General features: G+C 67.6%; 14 protein-coding genes and 1 rRNA gene. 5 read left to right on the top strand and 10 right to left on the bottom strand.

Translation table 11 applies throughout. The annotated features are described in order from the left end of the window. Window positions 1-32: 32 nt before the first annotated feature. The 8 genes from ACVOKU_RS15575 to pyrE form a co-directional block, all read right to left on the bottom strand. A complete protein-coding gene (locus tag ACVOKU_RS15575; RefSeq protein WP_053516504.1) occupies window positions 33-746 on the bottom strand; it encodes a response regulator transcription factor in 714 nt (237 codons plus the stop codon). Beyond that, entirely contained in the window at window positions 727-3,381 is a 2,655-nt protein-coding gene (locus ACVOKU_RS15570; RefSeq protein ID WP_065182159.1) for a sensor histidine kinase, read from the bottom strand. Before ACVOKU_RS15570 ends, ACVOKU_RS15575 begins: the two co-directional genes overlap by 20 nt. Window positions 3,382-3,417: 36 nt before the next feature. Continuing rightward, entirely contained in the window at window positions 3,418-4,068 is a 651-nt protein-coding gene (gene kdpC, locus ACVOKU_RS15565) for a potassium-transporting ATPase subunit KdpC (protein WP_481560332.1), read from the bottom strand. Next, window positions 4,065-6,122, bottom strand: a complete 2,058-nt coding sequence (kdpB, locus tag ACVOKU_RS15560) for a potassium-transporting ATPase subunit KdpB (protein ID WP_481560331.1) — start codon at window positions 6,120-6,122, stop codon at window positions 4,065-4,067. The genes kdpC and kdpB overlap by 4 nt, the downstream gene beginning before the upstream one ends. A gap of 10 nt (window positions 6,123-6,132) precedes the next feature. Beyond that, window positions 6,133-7,839, bottom strand: coding sequence for a potassium-transporting ATPase subunit KdpA (gene kdpA / locus ACVOKU_RS15555; RefSeq protein WP_128987879.1), 1,707 nt, complete (start codon window positions 7,837-7,839; stop codon window positions 6,133-6,135). 12 nt (window positions 7,840-7,851) lie between these two features. Beyond that, window positions 7,852-7,944 carry a potassium-transporting ATPase subunit F gene (locus ACVOKU_RS15550; RefSeq protein ID WP_053516498.1) on the bottom strand — a complete coding sequence of 31 codons (93 nt, stop codon included), beginning with the start codon at window positions 7,942-7,944 and terminating at the stop codon, window positions 7,852-7,854. Between the two features lie 174 nt (window positions 7,945-8,118). Beyond that, complete coding sequence (locus ACVOKU_RS15545) at window positions 8,119-8,781, bottom strand: hypothetical protein (RefSeq protein WP_065174232.1); 663 nt, start codon at window positions 8,779-8,781, stop codon at window positions 8,119-8,121. 18 nt (window positions 8,782-8,799) lie between these two features. Then, window positions 8,800-9,459: an orotate phosphoribosyltransferase gene (gene pyrE, locus ACVOKU_RS15540; protein ID WP_065174233.1), complete on the bottom strand. Its 660-nt coding sequence runs from the start codon at window positions 9,457-9,459 to the stop codon at window positions 8,800-8,802. A 162-nt stretch (window positions 9,460-9,621) separates the two neighbouring features. Between pyrE and ACVOKU_RS15535 the strand changes: the two genes are divergently transcribed. From ACVOKU_RS15535 to ACVOKU_RS15525, 3 genes are all read left to right on the top strand, one after another. After that, a complete protein-coding gene (locus tag ACVOKU_RS15535) occupies window positions 9,622-10,422 on the top strand; it encodes an exodeoxyribonuclease III (RefSeq protein WP_053516492.1) in 801 nt (266 codons plus the stop codon). Continuing rightward, window positions 10,419-11,723 carry an AmpG family muropeptide MFS transporter gene (locus ACVOKU_RS15530; protein WP_053516490.1) on the top strand — a complete coding sequence of 435 codons (1,305 nt, stop codon included), beginning with the start codon at window positions 10,419-10,421 and terminating at the stop codon, window positions 11,721-11,723. The genes ACVOKU_RS15535 and ACVOKU_RS15530 overlap by 4 nt, the downstream gene beginning before the upstream one ends. Before the next feature lie 77 nt (window positions 11,724-11,800). After that, the gene (locus ACVOKU_RS15525) at window positions 11,801-12,031 is read left to right on the top strand and encodes a hypothetical protein (RefSeq protein ID WP_053516488.1); all 231 of its coding nucleotides are present in this window, start codon (window positions 11,801-11,803) and stop codon (window positions 12,029-12,031) included. A gap of 118 nt (window positions 12,032-12,149) precedes the next feature. On the opposite strand, the gene ACVOKU_RS15520 is transcribed toward ACVOKU_RS15525, so the two are convergent. Continuing rightward, window positions 12,150-13,277 carry an anhydro-N-acetylmuramic acid kinase gene (locus tag ACVOKU_RS15520; protein ID WP_481560330.1) on the bottom strand — a complete coding sequence of 376 codons (1,128 nt, stop codon included), beginning with the start codon at window positions 13,275-13,277 and terminating at the stop codon, window positions 12,150-12,152. Between the two features lie 64 nt (window positions 13,278-13,341). Further along, window positions 13,342-14,814: a M23 family metallopeptidase gene (locus tag ACVOKU_RS15515; RefSeq protein ID WP_053516486.1), complete on the bottom strand. Its 1,473-nt coding sequence runs from the start codon at window positions 14,812-14,814 to the stop codon at window positions 13,342-13,344. Window positions 14,815-14,982: 168 nt separating this feature from the next. On the opposite strand from ACVOKU_RS15515, the gene tyrS reads away from it, so the two are divergent. Both tyrS and ACVOKU_RS15505 read left to right on the top strand, forming a co-directional pair. Next, window positions 14,983-16,194 carry a tyrosine--tRNA ligase gene (tyrS, locus tag ACVOKU_RS15510; protein WP_111186473.1) on the top strand — a complete coding sequence of 404 codons (1,212 nt, stop codon included), beginning with the start codon at window positions 14,983-14,985 and terminating at the stop codon, window positions 16,192-16,194. Between the two features lie 486 nt (window positions 16,195-16,680). Then, window positions 16,681-16,764, top strand: a 16S ribosomal RNA gene (locus ACVOKU_RS15505); the annotation flags it as partial.

Here is a 16,764-nt window from a genome sequence, read left to right as displayed (position 1 = left end):
CGGGTGGGTGCCGACCGTTGGTCGGCACACCCTCACCCCTTGAACCGCAATCCGACACCAGGTTCGGTGAACAGGTAGCGTGAATCCAGCGCCGAATCGCCCAGCTTGTGCCGCAGCTTGCCCACCAGGATGCGCAGGTAGTGCGTGTCGTGCTGGTGGGTGGGTCCCCAGATCTCCTGCAGGATCTGCGGCTGGGTGACCACCCGGCCGGCATTGCGCAGCAGCAGCGACAGCAGCGCGTACTCCTTGCGGGTCAGCGCCACCGGCTCGCCCGCGATCGCCACCTCCCGGCGCACCAGGTCCACATGCAGATGGCCGTCGTCGAATACCGGAGGCGTACCATCGGTCGGCACGCTGCGTGTCCGCAACAGCGCGCGCACCCGCGCCATCAGTTCCTGCGTGCCGAAGGGCTTGGTCACATAGTCGTTGGCACCGTTGTCCAGCGCCCGCACCTTTTCCGCTTCTCCGGCACGTACGGTCAGCATGATGACCGGCACCTGGCTCCATTGCCGCAGCTGCTCCAGCACCTGGTGGCCCTCCATGTCCGGCAGGCCGATATCCAGGATCACCAGGTCCATGTCCTCGCTGGCAGCCAGCTGCAGGCCTTCCTGGCCGGTCGCGGCCTGCCTGACCTGATAACCCTGCGCCCGCAGGCTGATATCCAGGAAACGGCGGATTTGGGTCTCGTCATCGATCACCAGCACGCGCGGGGCCGGTACGCTCGCATCAATCGGGGTCGGGCTCATCGTGGGAGGCTGGCTTGAGCAGGGGCAGGGTGATGCGGATCAGGGTACCGCGACCGTCACGTCCCGGCAGCGCCTGCACGCTGCCGCCATGCGCGCCGATCATTCCCTGGCAGATGGTCAGGCCCAGACCGGTACCATGGCGGCCACGGTCGCCACGCTCGACGCTGTAGAACATGTCGAAGATGCGCGCCCGCTCTTCGTCGGGGATGCCGGGACCGGCGTCGATCACGTCGATGCGCAGTTGGCCGTCCAGTTCACGCGCCTGCACCTGTACCGCGGCATCGGCGGGGGAGAACTTGGCCGCATTCTCCATGACATTGAATACCGCCTGCTCGACCAGCGCCGGATGCACCCAGATCGGCGCCAGGGTCGGCGGGATATCCAGTTCCAGCCTCACGTTGGGCTGGTAGCGCTGCAGCCGTCGCGCGGCCGACCCGATCAACTCGTCCACCCCGATCCAGTCGCGGTTGATCTTCAGGCCTTCGTGGCCCAGCCGGGTCATGTCCAGCAGGTTCTGGATGTAGCGGTCCAGCCGTTCGCCTTCGACCAGGATGGTGTCCAGCAGCGCGCGGCGGTCAGCCACGTCCATCGCCGTGCCATAGCTGGCCAGGCTGTCGGCCGATCCGATCATCGCCGCCAGCGGCGAGCGCAGATCGTGCGATACCGAAGACAACAGAGCAGAGCGCAGGCGCTCGGTCTCATTGCTGACGTGCGCCCGCTCCAGCTCGGCCACCAGCCGCGTGCGCAATGCCGCCTGGGCAATGTCGTCCACCATCGCTTCGGCCAGCTGGCGCTGCTCGGGCAGCAGGCGTGCACCTGGCAGATACAGGCCGGCCACGCCGATTGCACGGTCCTCGCCATCAAGCAGGGGCAGGAACCACCATTGCGCGCCGGCCAGCGTATCGGTGAAACGCCCGCTGGGCTGGCCGTGGCGCAGCGCCCAGTCGGCGGCAGCCAGGTCGGTGTCGCCGGGCAGGGTGCGGCCGCCGGCGGTGGTGTCCACGCCGATCCGCAGCCATGCCGGCACGTCCATCGCCTGCTCCAGCGCATGGCGGCCGGCCAGTGCCACCTCGCCATCGCCGGCAGCGCTGGCCAGCTGTCGCCCCAGCTGCTGCCGCGCGCGCGCATGCCGGTTGGCGGCCCGCAGGGCGATCACCTGCATGCGCAGCCGTGATGCCAGGCGCCCGGCCACCAGTGCCGCTGCCAGGAACAGGAACACGGTGATCACGCCTTGGCGTGCGCCGATGGCGAAGGTGAAGCGTGGTGCGATGAACAGGAAGTTGTAGGCGAGGAAGCACAGGATCGCGGCCATGACCGCCACGCTGGCGCGGGTGCGGGCTGCGACCAGCACGACCGCCACGATGAACACCATCGACAGGTCGGCCATGCCCACCCAGCGTTCAACCAGCCACGCGACCAGGCAGGCCAGCGCGGTGGCGAGCAGGGCCTGCAGTGGTTCGTGGTTGATGCCGCGCGCCGGCGGCAACAGGCCTTCGCGGCGCGAACGCGCACGTGCCTGCGGCGTGCTGATGATGGTGATTTCGTAGTGCGCACCGCGCTGGATCAGCTGCTGGGTCAGGGTGCGGTTGAACATCCGTGCCAGCGGCCGCTCGCGGGTGCGGCCCAGCACCAGGGTCGAGACACCGTTGTGCGCGGCGTGGTCGAGCAGGGCATCGGCGATGCTGGAGCCATGCAGCAGTTCGGCATCGCCGCCCAGGCGACGTGCCAGCGCGAACGCCGCGTCGATCTCGCGTCGGGTTGCTTCGTCCTGGCGTCGTCCCTGCACCGTCACCACCGTCCACGGCGCATCGCGCCGTTCGGCAATGCGGCGCGCGACCCGCACCAGATACTCGCTCTGCCCGCCACCATCGATCGCCACCAGTACGCCGCGGCGCAGCGGCAGGTTGCCCTCGCCGCGTGCGGCACGGGTCTCGCGCAGGCTGCTGTCGACGCGATCAGCGGCTTCCTGCATGGCCAGCTCGCGCAGTGCGGTCAGGTTGGCCGGCGAGAAGAACGCCTGCAGTGCCTGTGCCGCCTGCTCCGGCACGTACACCTTGCCCTGCTGCAGGCGGGCGATCAGTTCGCGTGGCGGCAGGTCCACCAGCACGATGTCGTGCAGGCGGTCGAGCACACCGTCCGGCACGGTTTCGCTGACCCGCACCCCGGTGATGCGCATCACCACGTCATTGAGGCTTTCCAGGTGCTGGATGTTGACCGTGGTCCAGACATCGATGCCCGCATCCAGAAGCTCCATGACATCCTGCCAGCGTCGCTCGTGGCGGCTGCCCGGTGCATTGCGATGTGCCAGTTCGTCGACCAGCACCAGCGCCGGGCGCCGCGCCAGCACGGCATCCAGGTCCATTTCCTGCAGGGCGTGGCCGTGGTAGGCCACGTCCTTCAGCGGCAGCCGTGGCAGTCCTTCCAGCAACGCCTGGGTATCGGCACGGCCATGCGTCTCCACCAGCCCCACCACCAGGTCGACCCCCCGGCGCAGCTGTTCCTGCGCGCGGTTGAGCATCGTGTAGGTCTTGCCCACGCCCGGCGCCGCGCCGAGGAATACCGTCAGCTTGCCACCGGCTTCGCGTTGCAGGCCTTCCACCAGGGCGTCGGCCTGGCGGGTTCGCAGGTCAGTCATGGCGGCCATTGTGCGCGCAGCGGGTGCACGATCGCATCACGGCCTGGCGGCTGCGTGGTCCAGCGCGAAGTTCAGCGTCACCACGTTCACCCGCGGCTGGCCGAACAGACCCCATTGGCGTCCCTCGGTGTGGGCCTGCAGCAGCGCCTGCACACGTTCCACCGGCAGGCCCCGGGCACGCGCCACGCGGGCCACCTGCAGCTGCGCCGCCGCCGGCGTCAGCTGCGGATCGAGCCCGCCGCCGGATTGGGTGACGAGGTCTGCCGGCACCTGGTCCGGTGCGACGCCTTCGCGCGCTGCGACCGCAGCCGTGCTTGCGGCGACGCGCTCGGTCAACGCAGGGTTGCTGCGTGCCAGGTTGGAGCCGGCCGCCGCCATCGGGTCATAGTTGGCGGCCGATGGCCGCGCCTGGAAGTAGCCATCGCCAGTGAACGGCTGCGCCAGCCACGCCGACGCACGCACCTGGCCGCTGCCATCGCGCAGCAGGCTGCCTTCGGCCTGCATCGGGTACGCCAGGCCGGCAAAACCGGTGGCGATGCCGGCGTAGACCGCACCGGCCAGCAGCAGGGTCGCCACACCCAGGCCGATCGCCGGGCGCCAGCTGGCGTCGTCCTGCAGGCGCGCCATGCGGGATGCGGCCTTTGCTTCGCGCGGAAGGGAAGAAGAAGTGGAAGCAGAGCGTTTCATGAGCCGGATACCAGGACAAGAAGGAGGTCGATCGCCTTGATCGCCGCGAACGGCAGCAGCACGCCACCCAGGCCGTACACCAGCATGTTCCGGCGCAGCAGCGCGGTGGCCGTGGCCGGGCGGAAGCGCACGCCCCGCAGAGCCAGCGGAATCAGAGCGGGAATCACCAGGGCGTTGAAGATCAGCGCGGCCAGCACCGCGTTGCGCGGACTGGACAGCTGCATCACGTTCAGCGCCGCCATCGCGGGTACCGCCGCGGCGAACAGCGCCGGCAGGATCGCGAAGTACTTGGAGACATCGTTGGCCAGCGAGAAGGTGGTCAGCGCGCCGCGGGTGATCAGCTGCTGCTTGCCTACCTCCACCACCGCCAGCAGCTTGGCCGGATCCGAATCCAGGTCGACCATGTTGCCGGCTTCCTTGGCGGCCTGCGTGCCGGAGTTCATGGCCAGCCCGATGTCGGCCTGGGCCAGCGCCGGCGCATCGTTGGTGCCATCGCCGACCATCGCCACCAGACGGCCCCCGGCCTGTTCCTGGCGGATGCGTGCCAGCTTGTCCTCGGGCCGGGCTTCGGCGATGTAGTCGTCGACGCCGGCTTCGGCAGCGATGGCGGCCGCGGTCAGCGGGTTGTCACCGGTGATCATCACCGTCCGGATGCCCATCGCCCGCAGCTGTGCGAACTTCTCGCGCATGCCGTGCTTGACCACGTCCGACAGTTCGATCACGCCCAGCACATGGCGACCTTCCGCCACCACCAGCGGCGTGGCGCCGTTGCGGGCGACCTGTTCGACGCGCCCGCACAGCTCGGCCGGCACCACGCCTCCCTGCGCCTGCACATGGTTGCGGATCGCATCCAGCGCACCCTTGCGGATCTGCCGGCCATGGGCAAGGTCAACGCCGGACATGCGGGTCTGCGCACTGAAGGCCAGGTAGACGGCCTGCTCCGGCTCGGCGGTGGTGCACCCCTGCTCGCGTGCCAGGCGCACGATCGACTTGCCTTCCGGGGTCGGGTCGGCCAGCGAGGACAACAGGGCCGCGTCGCGCAGCTGGCTGGCGTCGATTCCCGCCAACGCATGGAAGTGGCTGGCCTGGCGGTCGCCGTAGGTGATGGTGCCGGTCTTGTCCAGCAGCAGCACATCGACGTCGCCGGCCACTTCCACCGCCTTGCCCGACTTGGCCAGCACGTTGGCCGCCAGGGCGCGGTTCATGCCGGCGATGCCGATGGCCGGCAACAGTCCGCCGATGGTGGTCGGGATCAGGCAGACCAGCAGTGCGATCAGCAGCAGTGGATCGACCTGGACGCCGACATGGGCGCCGATGGCCGGCAATGTCGCCACCACCACCAGGAAGGTCAGCGTCATCGCCGCCAGCAGCAGGGTCAGGGCGACCTCGTTCGGTGTCTTCTGCCGGTTGGCGCCTTCCACCAGCGCGATCATCCGGTCCAGGAAGCTGTGGCCCGGCTCGGCGGTCACACGCACGACGATCTGGTCGGACAGCACCTTGGTGCCGCCGATCACACCGGAGCGATCGGTACCCGCTTCGCGCAGCACCGGTGCCGATTCGCCGGTCACCGCCGCTTCGTTGATGGTGGCCAGGCCCTGCACGATCTCGCCATCGGCTGGCACCAGCTCGCCGGCACTGACGATGACGTGGTCGCCCGGGCGCAGTTCGGCGGCCGGCACCTGCGTTTCTGCGGCCCCTGGCTGCGCGGCGGCCAGTCGGCGCGCCACCAGGTCCTGGCGGGCACGGCGCAACGATGCGGCCTGGCCCCGGCCGCGTGCTTCGGCGACGGCCTCGGCGAAGTTGCCGAACAATACGGTGACCAGCAGGATCGCGGTCACCGCCAGGCCGAAGCCCAGTGGAGCGTTGCCGGTCAGGGTGATGATCGCGGCGACGATCGTGCCGGCCATCACCACCGCCATTACCGGGCTGCGCACCAGATGCATCGGTGAAAGCTTGCGTACGGCGTCGACCAGTGCGCGGCGCAGGCCGGCCGCATCGAGCAGGGCAGGGCGTGACGCAAGCGGGTTACGGGTTGAGGTTGTGTGGCTACTCATGGGGGTGTCCTCAATGCAGTCCCAGGCTCAGGTGGTCGGCGATCGGGCCAAGCACCAGCGCCGGCATGAACTGCAGCACGGTCAGGATGACGATCACCGACACCAGGGTCAGGGCGAACGTCGGGGTTTCGATCTGCAGGCTGCCCGCCGATTCCGGTGCCTGCCGCTTGGCGGCGAGCTGGGCAGCAACCACCAGCGGAATCACCAGCAGCGGAAAGCGACCCAGCAGCAGCACCAGCGAGCAGCTCAGGTTCCACCACGGCGTGGCATCACCCAGTCCCTCGAAGCCCGAACCGTTGTTGGCATAGGCCGATACGTATTCGTAGAACACCTGGCTGATGCCGTGGAAGCCGGGATTGGAGGTGCCGGCCAGGCCGGGCACGGCCAGAGTGACCGCGGTGAACACCAGCAGGGTGATGGGCTGCAGCAGCACCAGCAGGGCCAGCAGGCGCACCTGCGGAGTCTCCAGCTTGCGACCGAACAGTTCCGGCGTCCGGCCGGTCATCAACCCCGCCAGGAACACGCCCAGCAACAGGTAGACGATGAACTGCTGCAGGCCGCAGCCGATGCCACCCCAGATCGCACTGACCAGCATGTTGACCAGGGCAATGCCACCGCTCAGCGGGGCCAGCGAATCGTGCATGCCGTTCACCGAGCCATTGGACACCTGCGTCGTCACCGCCGCCCACAGCGCGGTGCCGTCGGCGCCGAAACGTACTTCCTTGCCCTCCATCAGCAGGGGCGTGGCCGCACTGGCACTGTGGCCTTCGCTCCACACCATGGCGCCGGTGGACAGCAGCGACATTCCCAGCATGCAGACGAACACCAGCGCGCCGAAGCGACGTCGCCCGGTGAATGCCCCGATCATGAAGATCACCGCCATCGGTACCAGCAGGATGCCGATCACTTCGAGAAGGTTCGAAACCGGCGTCGGATTCTCCAGCGGGAAGCTGCTGTTCGGGCCATACCAGCCGCCGCCGTTGGCGCCCAGCTGCTTGGCGGCGACCATCGCCGCGACCGGACCCAGCGGCAGCTTCTGCGTCGTCATGCCGGCGGAGGCATCGATCGGCGTAGCCTGCGGCCCCGCCGCCAGCGTCGACGGCACGCCCTGGCTGGTCAGCAGCAGTGTCCACAGCAGGCACAGCGGCAACAGGACGCGCACGCACAGGCGCACCACGTCGGCGTAGTAGTTGCCCACTGCGACCTGGCGGTCATCGCCGGCGCTGCCTGTGGCCGACTGCGGCGCCGGCGCGAACAGCGCGCGCAGTGTGGCCACCGCCAGCGCCAGGCCCATCATCGGGGTCACCACCTGCAGACCAGTGATCCCGGTCATCTGCGAGAGGTAGGACAGCTGCGCCTGGCCCGAATAGTGCTGCTGGTTGGTGTTGGTCAGGAACGAGATCATCGTGTGCAGCGCGGTGTCCCAGCGCATGTTCGGGATCTGGTCCGGATTCAGCGGCAACCACGCCTGGGTCATGAACACCGCCAGGGTCAGCACCGCCACCACCCCATTGCTGAGCAGGAATGCCAGCACGTAGCCACGCCAGGACATCGAGCGTGCGGGATCGACGCCGAAGACCTTGTACAGCGGCGTTTCGATCCAACGGAACAGCACGTCGACCTTCATCGGCGTGCCGCGCATCACGCGCGCCAGGTACAGTCCCAGCGGCCATGCCAGCGCGACGCTGGCAGCAAGAATGACAAGAATTTCAATCATGGCCGGCTCCGCTCAGAACGACTCGGGCCGCAGCACGACATACAGAAGATAGGCGGCGGCGATCAGCACCAGCACGCCACACACCAACGACAGCCAGGGGGACATGGGAATTGCGTCCTGGTGGAACCCCTCCACCTCAGGCCGTCATGGTCGGCCTGCGCCCCGTAAACGCACTACCCGGCGGACCGGGCCGGCGCGTAAAGACTGCATAAATTCCGCGCGTCAGGCCGTAACCTGGCCACGGGTAGCGCCGGGCCATGCCCGGCGGCAGGCGCGTTTTCAGCCAGCCGGGGCAGCCGGCGCCAGGCCCTTCAGCTCGCGATAGCGCTGCAGGGTGCTTTCGATCTCCGCCTTCAACGCCTGCTGCTGCTGCAGGAAGCCGGACTGCAGGCGCTGCTGCGACTGCAGCTGTACGTGCCGCTGGCGGATCGCTTCGGCCTGCGGGTCGCCCACCTTGGCGCCCGCCAGCTCGCGGTCGCCGGCCGCCGACAGCAGCGCGACCAGCGATTCACGCAGGCTGGCCACGTTGTACTGGGCGGTCTTGAGGTTGTTGTCGAGCACTTCCTGGCGCTCGGCGAACACCCGCCGCAGGTCGTCTTCGCTGCCGTAGGTGGTCAGCATCGCCTGCTCGGTGCGCTGGCGGGTCTGCTCGGCCATCCGGTCCAGCTGCTGCTGTGCCGCCGCGGTACTGGCGGCGGCACGTTCTTCGTCGGTCAGCGCGCGCTGCACCTGCGCATTGCGCAGCCCACTGCGGGCATTGAACTCGTCGCGCGCGTGGTTGACCGCATCGGCAGGAAGCGCATCGCTGCAGATCCGCTCCTGGCCCTCGTTCCAGCAGTACAGCTTCTTCTCGACCTTGTCGCCGCCTCGCGACTGCCCCGCCACGGTGAACGGCAGGGCCAGCAGCAGGCCGGCGAAGAGAACAGCAGGAATTCGGGACATGCGACCTTCCCCTGGCGGTCAGCGTGTGGAGCGGACGCCGTACTGGGCCCGATAGGCTTCCAGCGGCTGCCGGTAGCCGACAAGTTCCGGGTTTCCCGAGGCGAAATCAAGCAGGTCGCCCAGCGAAGCCACTGCGATCACCGGGATGCCGGCTTCCTCGGCCACTGCCTGCGCCGCGGAGCGGCGATCGGCTTCCGAAGCGATCTCCTGGCGATCCAGAGCGACCACAATGCCGGCCGGAGTGCCGCCTGCCGCGCGGATGATGGCCAGCGCTTCGCGGATCGCAGTACCCGCAGTGATCACGTCATCGACGATCAGCACGCGCTTGCCATTCATGTCGGCGCCGATCAGCTGGCCGCCTTCGCCATGGTCCTTGGCTTCCTTGCGGTTGAACGACAGCGGCAGGTCGCGGCCACGCTGGGCCAGCTCGCAGGCCATTGCCGTGGCCAGCGGAATGCCCTTGTAGGCCGGGCCGAACACCACGTCGTACTTGACCCCGCTGGCGTCGATGGCATCGGCATAACAGGCGCCGAGCTGGGACAGCAGCGAGCCGGAGTCGAAGCGACCGGCGTTGAAGAAATAGGGGCTCAGCCGGCCGGACTTGAGGGTGAACTGGCCGAAGCGCAGGGCGTCGGCGGTCAGGGCCAGCTGCAGGAAACGGTGACGGTGGTCGCTCATCAAAACTCGATTCATCTTCATTTGGAGCACAAATCCTAATGCAGCCGGGCCTTCCGCGCTCGTCGGCGCTCTTCCGGGGGGCCGTCCGGCCGCGTCCGCCGGACTGCGCAGCCCAGCAGCCAACCGGTATGCTTGCCCGGTTTCCCGCCGTAGGTCCCCCGCATGCGCATCATCAGTTTCAACGCCAATGGCATCCGTTCCGCCGCGACCAAAGGCTTCCTCGACTGGTTCCGCGCCCAGGACGCCGACGTCCTGTGCCTCCAGGAGACCAAGGCCCAGGAAGACCAGCTGACCGACCCGATGTTCCGGCCCGACGGACACCATTGCTTCTACCGCGATGCCATCACCAAGAAGGGCTACAGCGGCGTGGCGATCTACAGCAGGCGGGAACCGGACCAGGTCATCACCTCGCTGGGCTGGGCGCCGTTCGACGATGAGGGGCGCTATATCGAGGCGCGCTTCGGCAACCTCAGCGTGGTGTCCTTCTACATTCCGTCCGGCAGCTCCGGCGACCTGCGCCAGGGATTCAAGTTCGAAGTGATGGAGTGGCTGCGGCCGATCCTGGAGGAGTGGGCGCGCAGCGGTCGCGACTACGTGCTGTGTGGCGACTGGAACATCGTGCGGTCGGCGCTGGACATCAGGAACTGGAAGTCCAACCAGAAGAATTCCGGCTGTCTGCCCGAAGAGCGCGACTGGCTCAACGCGCTGTGCGCCGATCATGGCCAGGCCACCGACGTGGCGGCCGGTCGTGGCTGGGCCGATGCGTATCGCCTGCTCAATCCCACCGGGGAGGACTACACCTGGTGGAGCAACCGCGGGGCGGCCCGCGCCAACAACGTGGGATGGCGCATCGACTACCAGTTCATCACGCCGGGCCTGCGCGACAAACTGCGTGGCTGCTCGATCTACCGCGAAGAGCGCTTCTCCGACCACGCCCCGTTCACCGTGGACTACGACCTGTGAGCGAGGCGGCCAGGCCGGTCAGCTACAAAGGCTGGGCAGGAATCAAGCGCGCCTTCGGTACACCGTCGGCGCTGACCATGGCCATGCTGGGTTTCGGCAGTGGCCTGCCGTTCCTGCTGATCGCGTCGCAGACCTTGTCCACGCGCCTGCGCGATGTGGGGCTGGACCTGGGCAGCATCGGCCTGATCAGCCTGGCCAGTTTCTTCTACCTGCTCAAGTTCCTGTGGGCACCGCTGCTGGATCGGTATGCCTTCCCGTTGCTGGGCCGGCTCGGCCGTCGTCGCTCCTGGCTGCTGGTATCGCAGGTCATGGTGCTGGTCGGACTGATCGCGCTGGCCTTCGTGCGCCCCGAACAGGGCGTCTGGCCCCTGGTGATGTGGGTGCTGGTGGCGTCCTTTGCCGGCGCCACCCAGGATTCGGCCGTGGATGCCTACCGTATCGAGATCGCGCCGCAGACCGCTCAGGCCGCGCTGGCGGCCACCTACACGTTGGGTTACCGGATCGGCCTGATCCTGGCCGGTGCCGGCGCGCTGTATCTGGCCCAGTTTGAGGGCTGGGTCATCGCGTATCTGGCAATGGCCGCCCTGATGCTGCTGCCGATCATCACCACGCTGCTGTGCGCCGAACCGGAGCGTCCCGCCACCGCCGTGCAGCGCCGCATCGATGTCGCCGAAGCCTTCGTCCAGCCGATCACAAGTTTCTTCAGCCGCAACGGCGTCGCATTGGCGCTGGTGCTGCTGGCCTTTGTCGGCCTGTTCAAGTTCCCTGACCAGGTCATCGGGGTGATGGCGGGGCCGTTCTACCTCGATTCCGGCTTCGACAAGGCCGACATCGCCACGGTCTCCAAACTGTTCGGGGTGTGGATGGGCATCGGCGGTGCCTTCCTGGGAGGCATCGCGGTGGCCGCGTTTGGCTTCCGGCGCATGCTGCTGGTGGCGGCACTGGGCGTGGCGCTGTCCAATCTGGCCTTCCTGCTGATGGCGCACAACCCGGGCAAGCTGTGGGCGTTCTATGCCGCCCTCAGTGCCGACAACCTGTTCCAGGGCTTTGCAGGCACCGTGCTGGTCGCCTTCATGTCGTCATTGACGGACCGCAACTTCACCGCCACCCAGTATGCGCTGCTGGTCTCGCTGGCCAACCTGCCCGGCAAGTTCGTCGGCGGTGTGTCGGGCTACATCGTCGAGGCCACCTCCTACAGCACGTTCTTCATCCTCAGCTCGGTCACCGTGGTGCCGACCCTGCTGCTGCTGGTCTGGCTGTGGCCGCGCATCGTCGACCGCGGGCCACCGCCGGCCGCCTGATTGCCTGCCCGCCCGGTCTGCGGGATCATCGCCCCCGACGCGCCGAGGGGGCGGTGCCTTGCGAACGGGGAGTGAGCATGGCTGATGTTGTGCTGCGGGACCTGGACCCGCTGCTGCTGGAACGCATCCGGCGGGTCGCGGTTGCCCGTGGCTGGAGCCACGAACAGACCTGTGCGGCGCTGCTGGAACAAGGGTTGTTCAGCAGCGAGCTGGAGGTCCGCTCCGGTTTTGGCGATACCGAGGTCGATGCGCTCGCTGCGGCCATCATCGCGCTGCAGGCGCTGCCGGCCGGGCAGGGCTTCGATTGATCTGATACCTCACCGCCGGGCATGGCCCGTCGCTACCAGGAGGGTGCCGAAGGGCGCGCACCCGGCGGAGGGCGCCGAAGGGGGTAGCGCCGGGCCATGCCCGGCGGAGGCTGCCGCCTCAGGCCAGATGGATCGCGCCGAGAATCCGCGGTCCCTTTGCGCCGGTGACACTCGGCAGGTTCCCCGCCAGCCCGTCCATCGTCCGCTGCGCCAGCCAGGCGAAGCCCATGGCTTCCACGTACTCCGGGTCCAACCCATGCACGGCGCTGGATTCCACCTGCAGCGCCGGCAGCCGTTCGGCCAGCCGTTTCATCAACTGCCGGTTGTGCACGCCGCCGCCACAGACCAGCAGGCGGCGTGTCTGCGGCTGCTGCGCCAGCAGCGCATCGGCCACGGTCGCCACGGTCAGCTCAAGCAGGGTCGCCTGCACATCGGCAGCGGCGTACTGGCCTTCACCCATGTGCGCCTCCGCCCACGCCAGATGGAACTGTTCGCGACCGGTACTCTTCGGCGGGGGCAGGTCGAACCAGGGGTCCGCACGCCAGCCCGCCAGCAGGGGGCCATCCACCACACCGCTGGCGGCATAGGCGCCTTCGGCATCGAAGGTGCGCCCGGTGTGGCGCTGGCACCACGCATCCATCAGCGCATTGGCTGGACCGGTGTCGAAGCCGCGTACGGCACCCTTCCGCGGGATCAGGGTCAGATTGGCGATGCCGCCCAGGTTGAGCACGGCCCGGTCCTCGTCGGCCGTGCCCAGCATGCCGAGGTGGAAGGCCGGCATCAGCGGTGCGCCATGACCGCCGGCAGCCACGTCGCGGCGGCGGAAATCGCACACCGTGGTGATCCCGGTCAGCTCGGCGATGCGGTTGCCGTCGCCCAGCTGCACGGTGAAGGCCGGATCGGCCAGCGGCCGGTGGCGCACGGTCTGCCCATGCGAGCCGATCGCCCGCACGCGGGTGCGGTCCACGCCGGATTCCTCCAGCAACTGGTTGGCGGCCTCGGCGAAGGCGATCGCGATCCGCGCGTCGAGTTCGCCAAGCTCCTCCAGCGACGCCAGCGGCCCCCCTTCGCCCAGCGCCACCAGCCGCGCGCGCAGCAGGGGCTCCCAGCGCGCCGTCAGGCCATGCACGAAGCGGCAGCCGCCCTCGTCGGGAAACTGCACCAGCGCGGCATCGATACCGTCGGCGCTGGTGCCTGACATCAGGCCCAGGTACAGGGGAGTGTTGGCGTCGGCAGGTGTGCTCATGGCGCGCAAAAGAAAAGGACGCGGCAAGCTTGGGCTGCCGCGTCCTTGTTCGTCAACGCAGGTCTCAGCCGCGCTTGCGGCCGCGGGTCTGCGTGTCCTTGGCGCTGGCCACCTCCGTGGCCGCCTCGTCCCGACCGGTCGGCGCCGGGCTGGCGTCGGCGTAGATCAGCTTCTCCATGCCCTGGATGCGCGCCATCGCCGGCGCGGTCTGGGCGCGGAAGGCGGCCAGCTCGGCGCCCTTGAGCGGCTCCGGCGGCGGCATGGTCACCGTCAGCGGGTTGCGGTGCACGCCGTTGACGCGGAATTCGTAGTGCAGGTGCGGGCCGGTGGCCAGGCCGGTCGAGCCGACATAGCCGATCACCGTGCCCTGCGCCACGCGCTGGCCGGTGCGGATGTTCGCAAAGCGCGACATGTGCCCGTACAGGGTGGTGTGGCCACGACCGTGGTCGAGGATCACCACATTGCCGTAGCCGCGCTGCACGCCGGCGAACTGCACGCGCGCATCGCCGGCCGCCATGATCGGCGTGCCGGTGCGGGCGGCGTAGTCCACGCCCTTGTGCATGCGCATCTTGCCCAGCACCGGGTGCTTGCGCGCGCCGAAGGTCGAGCTCAGGCGCGCGAACGGGATCGGCATGCGGATGAAGCTCTTCTTCAGCGAGCGCCCATTGATGTCGTAGTACTCGGACTTGCCGTTGCGTTCGAAGCGGAAGCCCGAATAGGTCTTGCCGCCGGTGGTGAAGGTCGCTGCCAGGATCTTGCTGGTATCGACCTTTTCGCCCTCGCGCCAGGTCTCATCCATCACCACGCTGAAGCGGTCGCCCGGCTGCAGGTCCTTGGAGAAGTCGATGTCGTACTTGAAGATGTCGTCGGTCATGGTGGCGATCGCCGAGGGTGACAGCCCGGCCCGGCGCGCTGCGGCATACAGCGAACTGGTGATCTCACCACTGGTGACCACCGTGCGCGTGGAGGTCTCGCGCTTGGTCACGGTTTCCTTGATGTTGTCGCCGGCCAGGCTCAGCTCGACCCGGTTCTCGCCGTCGCGGTCGAAGCGGATGCTGCGCAGGTCGCCGGACAGCGGCATGTCGAAGGCGATCTCGGCGCCCGGGCGCAGCTTCGTCAGCGATTCGCGGGCACCGGGGTGGTCCAGGACGCGGTGCAGGGTGGTCGCCGGAATGCCGGCCTGGTCGAACAGCTCGCTGAGGGTCTGGCCACGTTGTACGCGCAGGACCTGCCAGCTGTCACCCGGCACCTGCTGCTGTCGGGCCAGCGACAGCGGCGGCAAGGGCAGGGCCAGGCTGGTGTGGCTGTCGGCGTAGGGGGCGTCGATGGTGTGCGAGAAACCGGGGACGATCGTGGCGACCAGCGCACCGATGGTCGCGAACAGGCTGGCATGCATCCAGTGACGCCGGGTCCAGCGCTCATTGAAGGCGGCGGGAAGATGTTGCCTGAGCTTCCGATGCAGGGCGTTGTCGTGCAGGACGTGAAGGCGTTCCTGGAAGCGCTGCTTGCGTGCGCGCCCTTGTTCGGAGTTGTGCATCGGCGGTTTTTCCTGGCTGGCCCGGGAGCGCGGGCCTGAACGCCGGTTACCATAGACACCTGAGAAAAGCGCGTCAAACCCTTGTGCCCATTGGCTTTTGTGAAGCCAATCGGGTTAACTTGGCTTTAACACCCCCACACAAGAATCGGCGTTGCCGGGAGTAGTCACGTGTCCTCGATTGAAGAAGCCCTTTCCCTGATCGGCCGTGGTGCCGACGAGATCCTCAAGCTCGAGGATCTGCGTGCGCGCCTGCAGGAAGGCCGTCCGCTGCGGATCAAGGCTGGCTTCGACCCCACCGCGCCGGACCTGCATCTGGGTCATACGGTGCTGCTGAACAAGATGCGCCAGTTCCAGGACCTCGGTCATCAGGTCATCTTCCTGATCGGCGACTTCACCGGCATGATCGGCGACCCTTCGGGCAAGAGCCTGACCCGCAAGCCGCTCAGCCGCGAGGATGTGCTGGCCAATGCCCGCACCTACGAGGAACAGGTGTTCAAGGTGCTGGACCGCAGCCGTACCGAAGTCCGCTTCAATTCCGAGTGGTTCGGCAGCATGGGGGCGGCCGACATGATCCGCCTGGCCGGCCAGCACACCGTGGCACGCATGCTGGAGCGCGACGACTTCGCCAAGCGCTACGCCGCACAGCAGTCCATCGCCATCCACGAGTTCCTGTACCCGCTGGTGCAGGGCTACGACTCGGTCGCCTTGGAGGCGGACGTCGAACTGGGCGGTACCGACCAGAAGTTCAACCTGCTGATGGGTCGTGGCCTGCAGGAGCACCACGGGCAGAAGCCGCAGGTGGTGCTGACCATGCCGCTGCTGGAAGGCCTGGACGGCGTCAACAAGATGTCCAAGTCGCTGGGCAACTACATCGGCATCAGCGAGCCGGCCATCGACATCGTCACCAAGACCATGAAGGTGGACGATGCCCTGATGTGGCGCTGGATCGAACTGTTGTCCTTCGATATCAGCCAGGCCGAGGCCGCGCAGCTGCGGGAGCAGGTGGCCAGCGGCGGTCTCAACCCGCGCGTGGTGAAGCTGCGCTTGGCGCGGGAGCTGGCAACCCGCTTCCACGACGCAGCCGCCGCCGAACAGGCCATTGCCGGCTGGGAAGCGGCGGTGACCGGACAGGGCGACATCACCCAGTTGCCGCTGCAGGACGTGGCGATTCCGGCCGAAGGCCTGCGCATCGCGGCGCTGCTGACCGCTGCCGGGCTGACTCCGAGCAACTCCGAAGCCAACCGCAAGCTCAAGGAGCGCGCCGTCAAGGTGGATGGCGAGGTCGTGGAAGATGGTCAGCAGGTGCTGCGGCCGGGCTTCGAAGGTCTGCTGCAGGTGGGTAAGCGCACATTCGCCCGTGTGCGCCTGATCGCAGCCTGAGATCTGTCGGACGAGCGCCGGGCACACGCCCGGGCGCTCGTGGCGCCGTTCATCGGGCGCCTGTCGGATGAACGGTGCCAACATCCGATGAAAAAAGTCGCCACACCCCCTTCACAAATGGAGCGAACAGGGACATACTTTCCCTCCCCCGTCGCAGGGGCCGCCACCAAGGGGCTTGAGCGACACCAGGGCGCCCATCACCCCGAACGAGATGATCGAACGAAGGTGTTGACGGACTGAAAAAGTCTGGCATAATGGGCGGCTCGCTACGAAGGAAACTTCGCAGCACACGGGAATGGCGCTGAGGCCACTTCCCCGGATCTTTGAAAGTATGCGCAGGTATCTTGTGAAGGCGCCTGCAGGAAGGATGATTGTCCATCTTGCAGACGTTTGATCAAGCAACTATTAATTGTTTTAAAGCAAGCGATACGTTGCCAGAATCATTCATCTGCAGCTTTGAATTTTTGCCTTCGGGCAATGCAGTTTTAAGTGAAGAGTTTGATCCTGGCTCAGAGTGAACGCTGGCGGTAGGCCTAACACATGCAAGTCGAACGGCAGCACAGAGGAGCT

The organism is Stenotrophomonas sp. STEN147 (genome assembly GCF_056757995.1).
This window is presented reverse-complemented; position numbering and strand designations above follow the sequence as displayed.

Bases quoted from the DNA above. Each gene is read 5' to 3' on its own strand.
- ACVOKU_RS15575 (WP_053516504.1), bottom strand. From the start codon at position 746: ATGAGCCCGACCCCGATTGATGCGAGCGTACCGGCCCCGCGCGTGCTG.
- ACVOKU_RS15570 (WP_065182159.1), bottom strand. From the start codon at position 3,381: ATGACTGACCTGCGAACCCGCCAGGCCGACGCCCTGGTGGAAGGCCTG.
- kdpC (WP_481560332.1), bottom strand. From the start codon at position 4,068: ATGAAACGCTCTGCTTCCACTTCTTCTTCCCTTCCGCGCGAAGCAAAG.
- kdpB (WP_481560331.1), bottom strand. From the start codon at position 6,122: ATGAGTAGCCACACAACCTCAACCCGTAACCCGCTTGCGTCACGCCCT.
- kdpA (WP_128987879.1), bottom strand. From the start codon at position 7,839: ATGATTGAAATTCTTGTCATTCTTGCTGCCAGCGTCGCGCTGGCATGG.
- ACVOKU_RS15550 (WP_053516498.1), bottom strand. From the start codon at position 7,944: ATGTCCCCCTGGCTGTCGTTGGTGTGTGGCGTGCTGGTGCTGATCGCC.
- ACVOKU_RS15545 (WP_065174232.1), bottom strand. From the start codon at position 8,781: ATGTCCCGAATTCCTGCTGTTCTCTTCGCCGGCCTGCTGCTGGCCCTG.
- pyrE (WP_065174233.1), bottom strand. From the start codon at position 9,459: ATGAGCGACCACCGTCACCGTTTCCTGCAGCTGGCCCTGACCGCCGAC.
- ACVOKU_RS15535 (WP_053516492.1), top strand. From the start codon at position 9,622: ATGCGCATCATCAGTTTCAACGCCAATGGCATCCGTTCCGCCGCGACC.
- ACVOKU_RS15525 (WP_053516488.1), top strand. From the start codon at position 11,801: ATGGCTGATGTTGTGCTGCGGGACCTGGACCCGCTGCTGCTGGAACGC.
- ACVOKU_RS15520 (WP_481560330.1), bottom strand. From the start codon at position 13,277: ATGAGCACACCTGCCGACGCCAACACTCCCCTGTACCTGGGCCTGATG.
- ACVOKU_RS15515 (WP_053516486.1), bottom strand. From the start codon at position 14,814: ATGCACAACTCCGAACAAGGGCGCGCACGCAAGCAGCGCTTCCAGGAA.